At 40.7% G+C, this 16,714-nt stretch carries 14 protein-coding genes; 6 read left to right on the top strand and 8 right to left on the bottom strand.

Features of this window, described 5'->3' with window-relative positions; genetic code table 11:
* Positions 1-151: 151 nt before the first annotated feature.
* The 5 genes from BUA16_RS04170 to BUA16_RS04150 all read right to left on the bottom strand — a co-directional run bounded on the left by BUA16_RS04170 (position 152) and on the right by BUA16_RS04150 (position 7,883).
* Complete coding sequence (locus BUA16_RS04170) at positions 152-1,102, bottom strand: DUF4382 domain-containing protein (RefSeq protein ID WP_072763435.1); 951 nt, start codon at positions 1,100-1,102, stop codon at positions 152-154.
* Between the two features lie 939 nt (positions 1,103-2,041).
* Entirely contained in the window at positions 2,042-4,468 is a 2,427-nt protein-coding gene (locus BUA16_RS04165; protein ID WP_245795516.1) for a TonB-dependent receptor plug domain-containing protein, read from the bottom strand.
* A complete protein-coding gene (gene recO / locus BUA16_RS04160; RefSeq protein ID WP_072763381.1) occupies positions 4,452-5,171 on the bottom strand; it encodes a DNA repair protein RecO in 720 nt (239 codons plus the stop codon). Before recO ends, BUA16_RS04165 begins: the two co-directional genes overlap by 17 nt.
* A gap of 106 nt (positions 5,172-5,277) precedes the next feature.
* Positions 5,278-6,621: an NADP-specific glutamate dehydrogenase gene (gene gdhA, locus BUA16_RS04155; protein WP_072763380.1), complete on the bottom strand. Its 1,344-nt coding sequence runs from the start codon at positions 6,619-6,621 to the stop codon at positions 5,278-5,280.
* 107 nt (positions 6,622-6,728) lie between these two features.
* Positions 6,729-7,883 (bottom strand): cystathionine gamma-synthase, encoded by a 1,155-nt coding sequence (locus tag BUA16_RS04150; RefSeq protein ID WP_072763379.1) that lies wholly within the window; start codon positions 7,881-7,883, stop codon positions 6,729-6,731.
* A gap of 87 nt (positions 7,884-7,970) precedes the next feature.
* Between BUA16_RS04150 and BUA16_RS04145 the strand changes: the two genes are divergently transcribed.
* A complete protein-coding gene (locus BUA16_RS04145) occupies positions 7,971-8,714 on the top strand; it encodes a DUF3298 and DUF4163 domain-containing protein (protein ID WP_072763378.1) in 744 nt (247 codons plus the stop codon).
* Here BUA16_RS04145 and BUA16_RS04140 read toward each other — a convergent pair.
* Positions 8,711-9,181 carry a DinB family protein gene (locus BUA16_RS04140; protein ID WP_072763377.1) on the bottom strand — a complete coding sequence of 157 codons (471 nt, stop codon included), beginning with the start codon at positions 9,179-9,181 and terminating at the stop codon, positions 8,711-8,713. The two genes, BUA16_RS04145 and BUA16_RS04140, sit on opposite strands and share 4 nt — an antisense overlap.
* Positions 9,182-9,352: 171 nt before the next feature.
* Between BUA16_RS04140 and BUA16_RS04135 the strand changes: the two genes are divergently transcribed.
* Entirely contained in the window at positions 9,353-9,706 is a 354-nt protein-coding gene (locus BUA16_RS04135; protein WP_072763376.1) for an arsenate reductase family protein, read from the top strand.
* Positions 9,703-10,596 carry a DMT family transporter gene (locus BUA16_RS04130; protein WP_072763375.1) on the top strand — a complete coding sequence of 298 codons (894 nt, stop codon included), beginning with the start codon at positions 9,703-9,705 and terminating at the stop codon, positions 10,594-10,596. Before BUA16_RS04135 ends, BUA16_RS04130 begins: the two co-directional genes overlap by 4 nt.
* Here the strand turns inward: BUA16_RS04130 and BUA16_RS04125 are convergent.
* Positions 10,580-11,056: an acyl-CoA thioesterase gene (locus BUA16_RS04125; RefSeq protein ID WP_072763374.1), complete on the bottom strand. Its 477-nt coding sequence runs from the start codon at positions 11,054-11,056 to the stop codon at positions 10,580-10,582. The genes BUA16_RS04130 and BUA16_RS04125 overlap by 17 nt on opposite strands.
* 131 nt (positions 11,057-11,187) lie before the next feature.
* Here BUA16_RS04125 and BUA16_RS04120 point away from each other — a divergent pair, with 131 nt between their 5' ends.
* The 3 genes from BUA16_RS04120 to BUA16_RS04110 all read left to right on the top strand — a co-directional run bounded on the left by BUA16_RS04120 (position 11,188) and on the right by BUA16_RS04110 (position 13,717).
* Positions 11,188-12,162: an NAD(P)H-dependent flavin oxidoreductase gene (locus tag BUA16_RS04120; RefSeq protein ID WP_072763373.1), complete on the top strand. Its 975-nt coding sequence runs from the start codon at positions 11,188-11,190 to the stop codon at positions 12,160-12,162.
* Between the two features lie 72 nt (positions 12,163-12,234).
* A complete protein-coding gene (locus tag BUA16_RS04115; RefSeq protein WP_072763372.1) occupies positions 12,235-13,197 on the top strand; it encodes a YheT family hydrolase in 963 nt (320 codons plus the stop codon).
* A 40-nt stretch (positions 13,198-13,237) separates the two neighbouring features.
* A complete protein-coding gene (locus BUA16_RS04110) occupies positions 13,238-13,717 on the top strand; it encodes a c-type cytochrome (RefSeq protein ID WP_072763371.1) in 480 nt (159 codons plus the stop codon).
* Positions 13,718-14,702: 985 nt separating this feature from the next.
* Here the strand turns inward: BUA16_RS04110 and BUA16_RS04105 are convergent.
* Positions 14,703-16,241 carry a SulP family inorganic anion transporter gene (locus tag BUA16_RS04105; RefSeq protein ID WP_072763370.1) on the bottom strand — a complete coding sequence of 513 codons (1,539 nt, stop codon included), beginning with the start codon at positions 16,239-16,241 and terminating at the stop codon, positions 14,703-14,705.
* Positions 16,242-16,714 lie beyond the last annotated feature (473 nt).

The following is a 16,714-nucleotide window of genomic DNA, read 5'->3' as shown; positions in this document are numbered from 1 at the left end:
TCTTTTGTTAATACGCTAGTTTTTCTACTAATAAATTTAAAGGAGCCATCATCTTTCATTTAGTTTTTAATGGCTTCGAGCGCTATAAAAACGCAAAAAAAAAGCTGCCTTTTCAGGCAGCCTTTTAAAAGTAAGGGGGAAAAGTTTTCCATTATTGTACGGCTCCCGTAACCTTTACGTTAACTGTTAAATTAAGAGCAGAGTTTACATCGATAAGTCCTAGTTTTAATCCTGTTGCCGACTCAACTTCTAATAAGGAGTTAAAAGAAAACCCATTACCTTCTTCTTTGTAAGAAGCAAAGATCAATTCGTACTCCCCTTCTTCCAAGAAATCTAAGCTGTAAGACGAAGTTATTCCTTTTTTCACCTCTGCACTCGTTACCGCATTAGCAAACGTCACTCCACTTTCACCTTTTCCTTTTGTTTCTACATCGGCATTGAACGTCCCTTTTTTGTAAGCATAAACGATAATTTTGTCGGAAGTGTTTTGAGAATCGCTGGCAGTACCAGAAATTTTCCCGGTAGTTTCTTTATTTACGGTTCTAATTCCGGCAGAAAGCTCGCTCATGGTCACAAAATCAAAGTCGCTCGACAGGGCGGATTTCTCTTCTTTAATTGTTTTTCTAAGGTCAAAATCAATTACGATCACATTCTTAGCTTGCGCTAGTACTTCAAAAGAATCGGTGATCTTAATTTTGTTGGAAGCGGCCACCAGGGCATCTTTCTCTCCGTTTGCCTTTTCTACGTAACAACCAGGGGCATCACCGTTTACGTCTTTGTCAAAATCCAATTCAAATACAATATCCGAATACGATCTTGCCTGTAAATCCAAGTTCCCCAAGGCTGCGGTCTTACCATTTACCAAGGCGGCCAAGTTAACTGTGGTAGCACTGAATCCTTCCAGTGCCTTTCCGTCTACCGTAACATTCGCAATGGTTACAAAAACAGCTTCTACATCGGCATTATCTATGGGGGCATCGGTTACTTCAAAACTAGTATTATACGATTCCCCTTCCATGGCCGTATCGTCATTTTTACTACATGACACCATTGCCATTAAAGCTATTCCCGCCAATCCTGAAATCTTAAATAAATTCTTCATAATCTTCATAATAATTTAATTTGTTTGTTTGTATATGAAACAACCAAGTACTACTTCTCCCTACTTGAAAAATGTTAAAATTTTCAATCCACCTGCTATCCGACTGATTTACAAATCAATACATCGATCGTTTTTCTGTCTTATTCTTTAAACAAAACAGAAGTAGGCTTTTACTTTAGCGGTGTTCAATTCGTTTTCTATACTTCCCTGAGCGATGCTCGTTTTTTGGGCGTTCCCCTTGCGGGGCGGGCTTTCCGCTGTATCTTTTTTAGCCGGCGCTGCCGCTAAAAAAGGATGCCGCTGCAATCCCTAACGCGGAAAACAGTGACCATTTTCCATTTGGACAAAAGAAAAGAGAAAAAAGAACAAAGACTGTATAGATATGTATTGGAGTGCTGGGTGAGAGAAGGAACGAAAAGGTCAGTTTCAATGAACAAAAGGACCGAACAGTAAGTGCAAGGACCTGCATTTGCAGTAAGGGGCCAAATCAATTTACAATTAGCTATAAGAAACAGAGAAAAGAAAACAGAGAAAAGAAAAACTCCTTATCTTTAATAATGAAATCAATATCTAAACCCTGACAAGGTTTATCAGGGACGTACAACTCTTTTTTTATTGTTAATTGCTAATTGTTTATTGTTCACTGAGAAGCGTTAGGGATAGCGGCGTTATCCCCGCAGCAGCGCAAGGGATATAGCCAATAGCCCGCCCGACGAAGGAGGGAACGCCCAAATAATACCGCTAAAAACTATCGGAATATACCATCTTCCCGCCGTAACACCTTAACTGCACAACAATTTGAGCGGATGGTGCAGTAAGCGCTTCCAGAGATTTTTCCTTGTATAAAACACCAAAAGCCCCCCTTAAAAGACGGCTCGTTGTACTCTACAGAAACGATTGGTTTAACGCCCCACTAGGCCTGTAGGCGGAATTCGTTTTTTAAAATTTATACCCCAGGGCCAGGACGACATTGATACCGGGCGCGACAATCCCCGAAGAATAGGAACGATACCTTTGATCGGTGATATTCTCTAGGTTAAAAGTAGCCGTCAATGCCTGTGAAAACATGTATTGCGAGCGAAAATTTAAGGTATACCAAGAAGGCGTATACGAGTTTCCGTCAGCATCCGAGGCATATATATAGCCCTTGCTCCGTTCGGAAACCGCCATGTCTTCGTGAGCAATTTTATCGTTAAAATTGAGAAAGAGGTCTGTTTTCAACTTTTGATTCTTCCATATCACATGGAAATCGCCAAAAGTAGGTGCCACATGACGTCCTGGAGAATCGGAACCATCTGTTTCTTCCTCTATTCCCTTAGTGATGGTAAGATTGGAAACCAGGGATAGTTTTTCGGTCAGGAAGGCATCTAAGCCTATTTCGAAGCCGTATACATACGATTTAGCGGCATTTTGTATGGCCTGCACCGTACTCATTTCCCCATTATACTCAATTTGGTTTTCCCCGTTAAAGTAGAAATCCCTGCGCACCAAAGCATCGACCAAATAGGTGTAAAAGGTCGTTGCCTTGAGCATTACGCGATCATTAAAATTTTTCTGTGCCCCCACTTCAAAATTATAGGCATATTCTGGTTCCAAATCTGGGTTGGGCACCACTACCTTTCCGGGTTCGGAATCGAATATTTTTCCTATATCATCTACATTAGGCGCCCTAAATCCGGTAGAGGCATTGGAGGTAATCTGCAGATCGGTCTTAGGAAACCAACTAATACCCAAGCTCCCCGTCAAAGCTCCGGTACTAAGGGTGGCATTATCGAAAGGAAAAGGGTAGAAAGTCTTGTCAAAAGTAGCATCGACCCATACGTGGCTATACCGCAGGCCCGATAAAAACGTAAAATTAGGCTTGGTTTTTAGCTCCCCACTAATATAACCGGCCAAGGTTTGCCAAGAGGCGCCGTCCGGATATCTAGAGGCCGAAGCCATGGTGGCACCGGTTGTGATATCTTCCTCACTTCCTGTAGAACCCACCTTATTAAAAACGTATTCGGTTCCGTAGTACAGCCTAAGACTACCCATTCTTTTGTTTTCGAAATCGACATTGACAGAATAGGCGTCTACGTTTTCTTTGGTAGAAAAGCGGATGTCTTTTTGAAACCCTCTATCGTTTCTGCTCTCTTGAAAATTTTGATAGGCCGTGGTGATTTTTAATCCGTCATAAAAGCTTCCCTTTCCGTTTTGAACCAACTGAAGGTTCCCCATAAACCACTTTTGGGGTCCATAATACCATTCTGCCGAACGCAATCCTGTATTGTCCTTAGAAGGCCTTATCAATCTATCGTACCTAGCATAATCCGAAGTTTCCGAATAAAAGGTATTCAGGTTTATATTCCAATTGTTGTTGGGTTTAAAGGCAATTTTTTGCATCAGGTTAATTTGATCGTAACCCGAACTGCGCTGTTTTTTAGCATTGGAATTTTGGACTAATTTATCTTCGCCATTTTCCCTGATTACGTACTGATTCCTCAGGTAGGAATCTGGTCCATGCGACCCCATCGTTAGATCGCCAAAATCGCTATAGCTCACACTGGTCAAAAAGGCCCATTTCTTTTTCCCCACATTCACATCTAAATGATAGGTACCCTCATTATTCGCCGAAGCATACCTATAATAGCTACTTCCCGAAAATGAAAGGCTATCGGTATTGGAGAACTGTGGTCTTTGAGTATAAAAATTCATCACCCCACCAATGGCATCGGAACCGTAGATCACGGACCCAGGACCAAAGATAATCTCTGTATTTTTTACCGTTAATGGATCTATAGAAATTACATTCTGAAGGTTTCCTCCTCTAAAGATAGCGTTGTTCATCCGAACCCCATCTACAGAAATCAATAATCTATTGGTCGCAAAACCTCGGATCATAGGGCTTCCTCCTCCGAGTTGACTTTTTTGCACAAAGACTTTCCCGCTTTGCTGCAATAGATCTGCCGAGGTTTGGGGTGCCGTAAATTGTATGGCCTTGGCTCCTATAACGGCCATCTTTTGTGGAATATCTTTCCGTTGCTGTTCCCATTTAGAAATAGACATCACCACTTCTTCCAACTGTTCCATACTGGGGAACAAGTATATTTTACCTCGGTTTAATACATGATTTTTATTTGCTTTGGTGGTTTGGTAACTAAGATGCCTAAAGGTTATTCGTTCATGATCCCCGAATACGGAAAGATCGCATTCTCCTGAAAGGCCCGAAAGAACGGTGATAGACTTATCGACATTATAAAGAACTACATTGGGAATGGGCTGCCCATCTTCGGCATCCAGAACAACGATTTTTTGCGCAGAAAGTCCTTGAAATATTAGGAATAAAACAATAAAAATAATCTTTTGCATACTAACCAAAAACTTCATTTAAAACAGCAAGCGATTTAGGCTTTCTAAATCCTTGTAAGTGTAACTCGAAATAATGCACAAGGTTTTTTAGCAAATCTTGCCGTGTAGATTTCTTCATTTTTACAGCAGCTAAACCATCAAAATCTGTGCCCAATAGACTGTTAAAATAAAATATATTTTCGCCCGAAAGGTTAGGGTTTAGGGAGGGAGATTTTATAAACTCGCCTTCCAACAAATCAAAATAAGGAAATTCCCTATTTTGGGTATCCGGATAAAACCCCAGATACTTGGTAAGTGTCAGTAAGAAATATAAATGAAAATTGGCCATTTCATCGTGGGTATCGAGCCATTGCAAGGCGTGTTCTATAAAACTAAACAACACCTCGTTAGGTTCTTCTTCGCCAATACTATTGCTCAACATTTCGGCCAAAAAAAAAGCCAAGGCATTTTTGGCAACATTGGCGTGTATACTTTGATAATGGTAAGAAACCTTGGCTTCCCTGATACTTTTTAAAGTGCCTTTGTTTTTGTGAAAGGCCTGTATTTCCAATTGCACCAATGGTTGAAAATAGGCCGATTTCAACTTTCCTCTTTTAGACGATAAAACCCCTTTTAACAGATACGATCTTACCCCATCGGTCTGGGTAAAGATTTTAGCGATTAAGCTGGTATCTCCATATTTTATGGCAGATAAAACAATGGCCTTTGTATTTACTAGCATCGGTATCCGATTTATAACGTAAAGATACTACAAAGAGACCTGTTAGGGAGGTCCCTAACAGGTCTTATACAATTGTATCCAAGTGGATGTATAGATTTAAAAGAAATTAAATAACGCCTTGGGCCAGCATAGCATCGGCTACTTTTACGAAACCGGCAATATTTGCTCCTTTTACATAATTGCAATATCCATCTTCTTCTTTTCCGTATTTGATACAAGAATCGTGAATATCGCTCATAATTTTTTGAAGTCTTTCATCTACTTCCTCACGGGTCCAGCTGATACGCAAAGAGTTCTGGGACATTTCCAATCCTGAAGTGGCTACCCCACCGGCATTGGAAGCTTTCCCTGGTGCGAATAAAATTTTAGCCTTGTGAAATTCATGGATCGCTTCTGGTGTCGAGGGCATATTAGCACCTTCTGCCACACAAATACAGCCATTTTTCAATAAAGTCTCTGCATTTTTACCATCCAATTCATTCTGGGTAGCACAAGGAAGTGCTATATCGCACTTTACCTCCCAAGGTGTTTTCCCTTCAAAGAATTCTGCCGAAGGATATTTCTCGATATATTCAGAAATTCTACCACGTCTGTTATTTTTTAAATCCATAACAAAGGCAAGTTTCTCATCATCGAGTCCGTCTTTATCATAGATATATCCACTAGAATCTGATAAGGTAACTACCCTACCACCCATTTGGATAACTTTTTCCGCGGCATATTGCGCCACATTTCCAGAACCAGAGATCACCACGGTTTTTCCTGAAACGGTCTCGTTTCTGGTTTCTAACATACTTTGTGCAAAGTATACCGTACCGTAACCTGTTGCTTCTGGTCTAATTTTAGAACCACCCCAAGAAAGTCCCTTTCCGGTCAACACCCCGGTAAACTCGTTACGGATCTTTTTATACATTCCGAACAAGAAACCGATTTCTCGAGAACCTACCCCGATATCCCCTGCAGGTACATCGGTATTTGGACCAATATGTCTAGAAAGCTCGGACATAAAAGCATGGCAAAAACGCATTACCTCGTCGTCTGACTTTCCTTTGGGGTCAAAATCTGATCCCCCTTTACCACCCCCCATAGGCAGGGTCGTTAGACTGTTTTTAAATACTTGCTCGAAAGCGAGAAATTTTAAAACACTGGCATTTACGGTAGGATGAAAACGCAATCCGCCTTTATACGGTCCAATGGCCGAATTCATTTGAACTCTATATCCTCTGTTTACATGTACTGCTCCATTATCATCAACCCAAGCAACTCTAAAAGAGATCAACCTTTCTGGCTCGACCATTCTTTCTAATATGCTTTTACCTTTATAAATATCATTCTCGGCAATGTAAGGAATAACCGTTTCCGCTACTTCATGTACAGCTTGTATGAATTCTGGTTCATGACTATTACGTGCCATTACCCCTTCCATAAATGCATTTATTCTTTCTTCCATAAAAAATTAACTATCTGTTGATTTATATAATATTGAGTTTGTTGACTAACAAAATTATGTATTTTTAATAACGTATACGCATTTTACATGCAAATTCGCTAAGAAAATCATTGAATTGCTTGATTTAAATCAGCAATCAAATCCTCATGATCTTCAATTCCTACACTTAATCGAATTAAAGCATCTACAACGCCACTTTTTTCTCTCTCTTCTGCAGGTATGCTGGCATGGGTCATGCTTGCCGGATGCCCTGCCAAGCTTTCCACCCCTCCCAGGGATTCGGCCAGGGTAAATAACTGAAGTCTTTCTACGATGGCGATAGCTTCTTTATAGCTGCCATTTTTGGGAACAAAGGAAATCATGCCCCCAAAGTCCTTCATCTGACTTTTTGCTATATGGTGGTTTGGATGGTCCTCAAATCCGGGCCAATACACCTTTTCTATTTTGGGATGCTTCGCCAAAAATTCGGCCACAGCCCTTCCGTTCTCACAATGCCGCTGCATTCTTATATGCAAGGTTTTGATGCCCCGTAGAACCAAAAAGCTATCCATTGGACCACAAACGGCACCGCTGGCATTCTGTATAAAATATAATCTATCGGCCAATTCCTTGTCTTTTACGACTAGGGCTCCCACCACCACGTCGCTATGACCTCCTAAATATTTGGTAGCGGAATGCATTACAATATCGGCCCCTAGATCTAGGGGCAACTGTAAATAAGGCGTCGCAAAGGTATTGTCTACTGCCAATAACACTTGATTTTTTTGCGCCAAGGCCGCAACAGCCTTGATATCTATGATGTTCATCATAGGGTTGGTAGGGGTTTCTACCCAGATAAGCTTGGTGTTCTTATTGATATACTGCGCTATTGCCGAGGCATCTTGCATCCCTACAAAATGGAATACAATGCCGTAGTTTTCGAAAATCCTCTTAAAAATACGGTAACTTCCCCCATACAAGTCATTGGTAGATATAACCTCATCACCAGGCGACAATAGTTTAATAACAGCATCTATGGCGGCCAAACCGCTTCCAAATGCCAGACCATAAGTTCCGTTCTCTATACTTGCCAGGGAATTCTCTAAGGCCGATCTGGTCGGATTGGCACTCCTAGAATACTCATATCCCTTGTGACCCCCAGGGGTACTTTGGGCATAGGTCGAGGTTTGGTAAATGGGAGGCATTACTGCGCCATAGGCCTTGTCCGGAAATTGCCCTCCATGGATGGTTTTACTGTTAAACTTTAATTGCTCTTTACTCATAGTCACTTTAATTGTACAATTCTACCTTTATCTTTTAGAGATTGTAATGATGTTGTAGCTTTGTAGCTTTATATACATCTTTATTTTATGAACACTAAATTAGCGTTTTTGTTACTTCCACTGATTTTTTGGAGCTGTACCAACCAGGACAAACTTGTTTTTGAGCCTTTAGAATTTAAGGAGGCAAGTTGTGACAACTGCCCTAAAGTTAGTATTCATATCCCCAAGGCACTAGAAAACCAAGCCCTAGCCACTATCATTAATAATACCCTACAAGAGGAGGTTATTTCCATGTTATCCTATGATGATGCGTTTGAACCATCCACCATAGAAGAGGCTATTCGCTCTTTTAACAATGGATTCTCGGACATCAAAAAACTGTATGCCGACGAACCTGTTGGTTGGGAAGCCATTATTGATGGAGCCATCACTTTCGAAGACGACAATATCATTACGATCCAGCTCAACTCTTATTCCTTTACCGGAGGGGCCCATGGGTATACTTCTACCCAATTTTTTAACTTCGACAAGAAAAAAAACATAGAAGTTAACACGTTGGATTTTATTGAAGACTTGGATCAATTTCGGTTGTATGCCGAATTGAAATTTAGAGAACAAGAAAAAATTCCCTCTGGCAAGTCTATAAATACTACCGGTTTTATGTTCGAAAACAATGTATTTTATCTTCCGGAAAATATTGGTTTTACAAAAGAAGGCCTTCAACTGTATTACGAACAGTACGAAGTAGCCTCCTATGCTGATGGCCCTATTTTATTAAACCTTCCCTTTCAAGAGATAAAACCCTATTTGTCCTTAAAAATAAAATCTTAATTAGCCTTACCCCCAACAACTTTTGATAGGGCAAGAACGGCACCAAGGTGAATCCCCTCGTGAAAATTATTGAAGGCCAAAGCGTCTTCTACCTTTTCCAAGGTTACGTCTACACTAGTGGCATAGGTGTTATAGGTCGTAAAAATGCCATCTTCATAATCCTTTTTTGCCCACTCTACGGTAGAGATCAATAAATCCCCTATCAGTGCTATCTCCTCATCGGTAGCTGTACCGTCGGGAGCGGTGCCTTTTTTAAACTTATCGACCAAGGCCTCCTCTACCCTCATTTGCTGACCTCCTAACTTATAGACCAACAACTGTTGGGTGACTACCACATGGGCAATATTCCACCAGATATTATTGCGAAATCCGTTCGGGATTTCCAATAGATTTTCCTTAGGGGTTTCTTTTAAAAACTTATATAATAATTTTCTATTCTTCAGCGAAATATCAAATACCTTTTCCAATGCTAGCTTTTTCTGTGATTATAACTTTAGTCTAAGCATTAAAAATAGTGCAATTCGATGAAATTAGGTTTCTTTGTACCCTAAAATTAGCATTATCCATATTGCTTTTAGCAAAACACCTCCGTTTGGCATGGAAAAATGTGAAAAATAAAAAATTAAACATCAATTTAAATGAAAAGAATATTTCACTTGAGCAGTTGTGACACCTGTAAAAGGATCCTCAAAGAACTGCAGCCTTTAGAGGATTTTGAACTTCAGGATATAAAGACCGAAGCGATAACACCCGAACAGCTTGAAGCCATGGTAGCATTATCGGGAAGTTATGAGAGTTTGTTCAGTAAAAGGGCGCGACTCTATCAAGAGCGGAAACTGAAGGATCAAAATCTTACCGAAACAGACTACAAAGCATTGATACTAGAACAGTATACCTTTTTAAAACGCCCTGTTATTCTAATGGAGGATGCTATTTTTATTGGCAATAGCAAATCGACCATTGCAAAGGCAAAGGAAAAAATCCATTCGTGAGCAAAAGAACACTAGCGCTATTGGCAGCCTTTGGTGCCAGCATTATTTATGGCTTAAACCATACCATTGCCAAGGGAGTGATGCCCGACCATGTAAAACCCTTTGGGTTTATATTATTACGCCTTTTGGGAGCTAGCGCACTCTTCTGGGCAATATCCTTTTGGGGACCAAAGGAAAAAATAGCCAAAAAAGATTGGGGGCGATTATTCCTATGCGCCATTTTCGGAATGGCCATTAACATGCTGTCCTTTTTTAAGGGACTCTCCTTGTCTACCCCTATCAACAGTGCTGTTCTCGCCACGATTACCCCTATTATCGTAGTGGTTTTATCGGCAATACTGATCAAGGAAAAAATAACCTTACAAAAGGGGTTTGGGGTGCTTTTGGGCCTTATTGGGGCTTTGGCCCTTATATTGTTCGGGGTAAAAGTAAAACAAGACGCCCCTAATATTCCCTTGGGCAATTTTCTCTTTTTAGTAAACGCCATAAGCTTTGGCTTTTACCTCCTATTGGTAAAAAGTTTATTGAAAAAATACCATCCAATGACCATTATGAAATGGCTGTTTACGATAGGATTTTTAATTACCCTACCCCTTAGTTATTCGGAATTTTCGGAAATAGCCTGGCAACAATTGCCTATGGACATTATTGGAGCCATCCTTTTTGTCATTATTGGGACCACCTTTTTAACCTACTTGTTTAATGTGTTTGCCCTTACCCAGCTAAAGGCTTCTACGGTTGGGGTCTTTACCTATATACAGCCCCTAGTAGGTATTATGTTTGCCATAGGAACGGGTAAGGACCAACTAAGTTTTATAAAAATAATAGCCATTGTTTTGGTCATAGTCGGGGTGTATTTAGTGAGCAAGCCCCCTAAACCAACTCCTTAGGTCGGCGACCAAATTTTCGGGTATCTTCCCTGGTCAGTGCCTTAAATCCTTCTGCCTTGGGCACCTTATTAAAGGCCTCCAAAAAATTATTTTCCAAGGGGGTCAAATTCCTAGTTTTTAAATCTATCCAGGCCCCCATTACTTCACAGTGGGCAAAATTCACCCCCTTGTCATCATAAAAATCATGATGAAATTCAAAAAACATTCCATCTTCACTTAAGCCCATAAGCTCTAGGGATACCTTGACCGGCTTGCCCAAAAAGGCCTCTCTAAAGTAATACATATGCTCATGAAACACGACCGGACCTAGGTTATGCCTTGCCATCGTCTTTTGATCGAAGCCCAGCTCTAATAAAAACGCCATTCGAGTGTGACTCATAAAATTTAAATACGCAGAATTTGCCATATGCCGGTTGGCATCGACATCACTCCATCGGATTTCAAAATCTTTTAAATACATCTTTTTATTTATTACATTTGTTATGCACGCATAATATTTTCAAAAATACTATAGTTTTGTGAAAGAAGGACAGTTTTACTCACTAACTTCTGCGAAGCATTTTTATTAATCTGTTAAACCCATACACCAACATGAGCACAAAAGCATCTTTTATAAAAGACCTATCCCTACCGGCCGTTGCGGCACCTATGTTTCTTATCTCTGGCCCGAATTTGGTTATAGAATGCTGCAAAAATGGTATTGTTGGTACTTTTCCTGCCTTAAACCAACGTACCACCGAGGGGTTCGAGGCATGGATTATAGAAATTAAGGAAGCCTTAAAAAGTTTTGAAACCGAAACGGGTAAAAAGGCAGCGCCTTTTGGCGTAAATTTGATCGTTCACCCTACCAATCCCAGGTTAGAAGCCGATCTAAAAGTCTGTATAAAACATAAGGTGCCATTAATCATCACTTCTTTAGGGGCGGTTTCCCAACTCGTAGATGCGGTTCACAGTTATGGCGGACTGGTATTTCATGATATCATAAAGAAGCGACATGCCGAAAAGGCTGCCGAGGCCGGGGTAGACGGATTAATATTGGTTGCTGCCGGTGCAGGCGGCCATGCGGGTACAATAAACCCCATGTCGTTAGTGGCCGAGATAAAAAAGTTTTACGACAAAACCATATTGCTCTCGGGCTGTATCAGCACTGGCCGAGACATTGCAACTGCCTTGCAAATGGGGGCAGATTTAGCCTATATGGGGACCCGTTTTATCAATACCAAAGAAAGCAATGCTACAGACGAATACCGAAAAATGATTGTGGAGGCTGGCGCCAGTGATGTGGTATATACCGCCGCAGTCTCTGGAGTACATGCCAACTTTTTAGGGGCAAGTTTAAAAGCTGCCGGAATTACCGAAGAAGATCTAAAAAAAGATACCAAGATAGATTTTGGCAAAGAGCTCGATACCGAAGCCAAGGCATGGAAAACTATCTGGTCTGCCGGACAAGGGGTCACCACCATAGAATCTGTCGAAACCGTAGCAGATTTGGTGAAAAATTTAAAAACTGAATTTAGAGACGCCATAGAAGAACAGCATAAATTATTGGAAACCTATCCAAAATAATCCCAGACAACTGGACTAATTAAAAGAAGCCTTTCTTTTTATGAGACCTATAAAAACAATACAACCATAAAGATGCCCATTCATCCCACACATTACAACCCACCTTTCTTGTTTAAGAACGGCCATTTTTCTACGATATACTCGGGAATGGTAAGAAGGGTCAACGGTCTGGTTCAAGAACGGGAGCGCATAAGGCTGAAGGATGGCGATTTTTTGGATTTAGATTGGAGTTTTGCCACCCATCCCACCCATAGGGTGGCCATACTTTTGCACGGTTTGGAAGGCAATGCCCAGCGACCATACATTAGTGGCAGCGCCCTACAGTTCAACATAAATGGCGTAGATGTTTGTGCCGTAAATTTTAGAGGGTGCAGCGGAGAAACCAATAGGCTGTTTAGATCTTATCATTCTGGAGAGACCCAAGATCTGGCCGCAGTGGTAGAATACCTATTGCACAAAAAAAATTATGACCATATCTATTTAAAAGGCTTTAGCCTAGGTGGAAATGTGGTCTTAAAATACCTAGGGGAGGAAAAAGCCATTCCCAAGGAAATTAAGGCGGCTATTGCCGTTTCTGTCCCTTGTAACTTACACTCATCGCTCGTAGAACTCTTAAAACCTAAGAATGCCCTCTATGCCCTGCGATTTAAAAAAAACTTGGTAGAAAAGCTTAAAATAAAACAATCTCAATTCCCCGATAAGATTTCGGATCAGGATATTGCCAATATTGTGACCCTTAAGGATTTCGATGATATTTACACCAGTAAGGCCCATGGCTTTAAGGATGCTATGGATTACTACCAACAAAGCAGTTCCCGACAATTTTTAAAGGCCATAGCAGTCCCTACCTTATTGATCAATGCCAAAAACGATTCCTTTTTAGGGAATCAATGTTACCCCTACCAAGAAGTAGACCGCAACAACTTTTTACACCTAGAGGTACCGCTTTATGGAGGGCATGTTGGATTTTATGATCAGAACAACGTCACTTATACTGAAAAAAGAGCGTTAAAATTCATAGAAGAACTTCCATAATTAATCTATTTGCTATATTAGTGGCGAAATACTTAAAATGATGAGAAAAATATTTATTGCTTTAGCATTGGTTGGTTTAATGACCAGCTGTGGAGAAAAAAAAGAGGAAAAAAAGGGCGGCTTTGAAATGAACCGTACCAAGAAGGAAGTGAAGACTACTACGGTAAGCGAAGGTGTTCCTGTAGACATGAGCAACAAGGGTGTGGGCCCTATCAAATCTATCTCTTTTCCAGAGGCTATCGATGCTGATTTGGCTGCAAAAGGAAAAAAATTATTTAATAGTGCATGTGTAGCCTGTCATATGGTAGACCAACGTTTAATCGGTCCTGCCCTTAAAGGTGTTTTTGAGAGAAGAAGCCCAGAATGGGTGATGAACATGATGTTGAATCCTGATGGCATGCTTAAGGAAGACCCTATTGCAAAGGCCCTATTAAAGGAGTACAACAATGCTATTATGCTTAACCAAAACTTATCTGAAGACGATGCCAGATCATTGGCCGAGTATCTAAGATCGCTATAAAAATAACATTTTTACAAGTACATGGGTTTGTTGCAACGGCGCGTTGGTAACAAACCCATTTTTTTTACTCCAAAGTCACGAAATAAAGTCAAAACTTTTAGGATATAAGAGTTGGTCCGTACCTTGTATTAGTTCCATAGCCCTTAGCATAATCATTAGGGCGTTCCCTCCTGCGTCGGGCGGGCTATTGGCTATATCCCTTGCTCCGCTGCGGGGATGCCGCCGCTATCCCTAACGCTTCTCAGTGAACAATAAACAATTAGCAATTAACAATAAAAAAAGAGTTGTACCTCCCTGATAAACGTTGTCAGGTTTTAAATATTGATTTCAGTGTTAAAGAACAGCTTTTATTAATCATTGTTTAAAGAATCCAGACTTAAAAGGGTATTCTTGACTACAACCCAAAAACAGTCATACCTGACTTCTGAGAGGTTTGTTTTTAGTTTCCGGTAGATTGTAGATGCTGTTTTCGGCGCGCTAGCGCGAGCGTCACGCTCGTGCCCGTACAGAAAAGAATAGGGAGACAGCAATAATTTTGAAAGATCCTATTTTATATATATCGGATAGTAACTTTTTGAAGTGCGTTTACTTTTAATTGGTCAACCTAAAATAGGGGCGTACAGCACTGACAACTGGTTACCGTTTACTGATTACTTTTTTTATTGTTAATGGCTCCCTGTATTCCTGTCCATGCCAAATTAGCATTGACCGTATTTAGATTTTAATTTCATTGTCTATTGCTAATTGAAAATCTCTACTTCCATGGCCAACGCGCCAACTGGACCCTTACTACAAATGTAAATCGTTACATTTGCTAGAACGGTCCTATTACAGCGGCATCCTTTTTTAGAGGGCCGTGGGGCCTTTAAAAAAGATACAGCGGCAAGAGCGACCCGATAGGGGAACGCCTAAAAACGCTGTTTCAACCGCATAAAAAACCCCATATCCAGAAGATACGGGCGTTTTATTTTTAGGACATCTACGTTTAGATCTTATCTACAACCACCTTATAGGTAGGGTCTTCGATAATGTTGACGTCAATAATACTATCTGCATTTGTCAATAACTTTAAACAGTCGGCGCTCAAATGTCTCAGGTGTAATTTTTTGCCTTCTTTCTGATAGCGTGCAGTGATTTTGTTCAGCGTATCTATGGCCGACATATCGACCACCTTGCTCTCCTTGAAATCGATTACAACTTCATCGGGGTCGTTGGCCACATCAAATTTTTCGAGAAATGTAGCGGTAGAACCAAAGAAAAGCGGACCGTATATTTCATAGTGTTTAACCCCATTTTCATCGACATGCTTTCTGGCCCTAATACGTTTTGCGCTTTCCCAGGCGAATACCAAGGAAGAAATTATCACACCGATCAATACCGCTAGCGCCAGGTTGTGCAACACAATGGTCACGGCAGCGACCAATACCAACACAAAAATATCGTGTTTGGGCATCTTATTGATGATTTTGAAACTCACCCACTCAAAGGTACCTATAGCTACCACCATCATTACCCCTACCAAAGCAGCCATTGGGATCTGCTCTATGAGAGGCCCCCCTACCAAAATAATCACCAATATAGTCAAGGCCCCTATAATTCCGGATAGTCGTGCTCTTGCTCCCGATCCGACGTTCACCAAGGTTTGGGCCACCATAGCACATCCTCCCATACCGCCGAAGAAACCATTGACAACATTGGCAATACCTTGTGCAGCCGCTTCCCTGTTAGATTGCCCTCTAGTATTGGTAATTTCATCGACCATATTTAGGGTCAAAAGCGTCTCAACGAGTCCAACACCTGCCATTATCAATGCGTATGGAAAAATAATCATCAAGGTCTCTAAAGTAAAAGGGATTTCTGGGATATGAAATGAAGGCAAGGAACCACTTACCGAAGCAATATCCATTACTTTCTTGGTATCAATATCAAAAGAATACACAATACCAAATACCACCAATATGGCGACCAAGGAAGCAGGCACTGCCTTGGTAATTTTAGGTAATAAGGCTACAATTGCAATGGTTAATAGGGTTAAGCCAGCCATGATATATAGAGCCGAGCCTTCCATCCAACCTTCTATACCGTTTTCTACTGTCTTAAATTGCGCTACCTGTGCCATAAAAATGATCACGGCAAGTCCGTTTAAAAATCCGAACATCACTGGTTGCGGAATTAGGCGAACAAACTTTCCTAACTTAAACACCCCCACTAATAATTGCAGCACTCCGGCCAAAGCTACCGCCGCAAACAGATATTCTACCCCGTGAGAGGCAGCCAAAGCGATTAAAACCACTACCGTAGCACCTGCACCACCAGAAACCATCCCTGGTCTCCCGCCAAAAATTGCCGTTACAAGCCCCATTAAAAAGGCAGCATAAAGTCCCGTCAAAGGAGATAAGCCTGCCAAAATAGCAAAGGAAAGAGACTCTGGTATCATGGTCATGGCAACCGTTAGCCCCGCTAAAACTTCATTTTTATAGTTTATTTTCTGACTAAAATCGAATAAGTTCAAATAATTCTTCACAACATAGTTTTAAGCCGGCAAAAATACTCGATTTTGGCCTTTTTTGAACTATGTTCTTGTTAAAAACCAATTAATACCTTAAATCTCAATAGATAAGAAGCTATCCCATGGTACTTTATAGGGAGTAAAAACATTGATTGATCCTTGTTTTCCAAATTTGGTTTAATTGATAAAAGCGACTTAAGGTTTTCCTATATCTTCCTGAAAAACATGGCAAGACCTTGTAGTCTGGTAGAAATAGCAACTTCCTTGCCTACAAAACAGGAATATTGATCCCCACATTGCCGCTATTTTTAAGGCGCTATAAACCTTCGTGACTCGTCCCTTTGATTGTTAAAAAAACAATACTACATTGCCGTTGCTAAATAAAATTACCTTTACAAAAAATATAAGCACATGGGAAGCATTCCGAATTTTTACTTCCGTGCTAAAATTAAATACTAAGAAATGTCTTACCACTGCTCTCGGCGTGG

This window comes from Arenibacter nanhaiticus (assembly GCF_900141935.1).
GTDB lineage: Bacteria > Bacteroidota > Bacteroidia > Flavobacteriales > Flavobacteriaceae > Arenibacter > Arenibacter nanhaiticus.
Note: the sequence above shows the minus strand (reverse complement) of the source record. Positions and strands in the feature narration are given on the sequence as shown.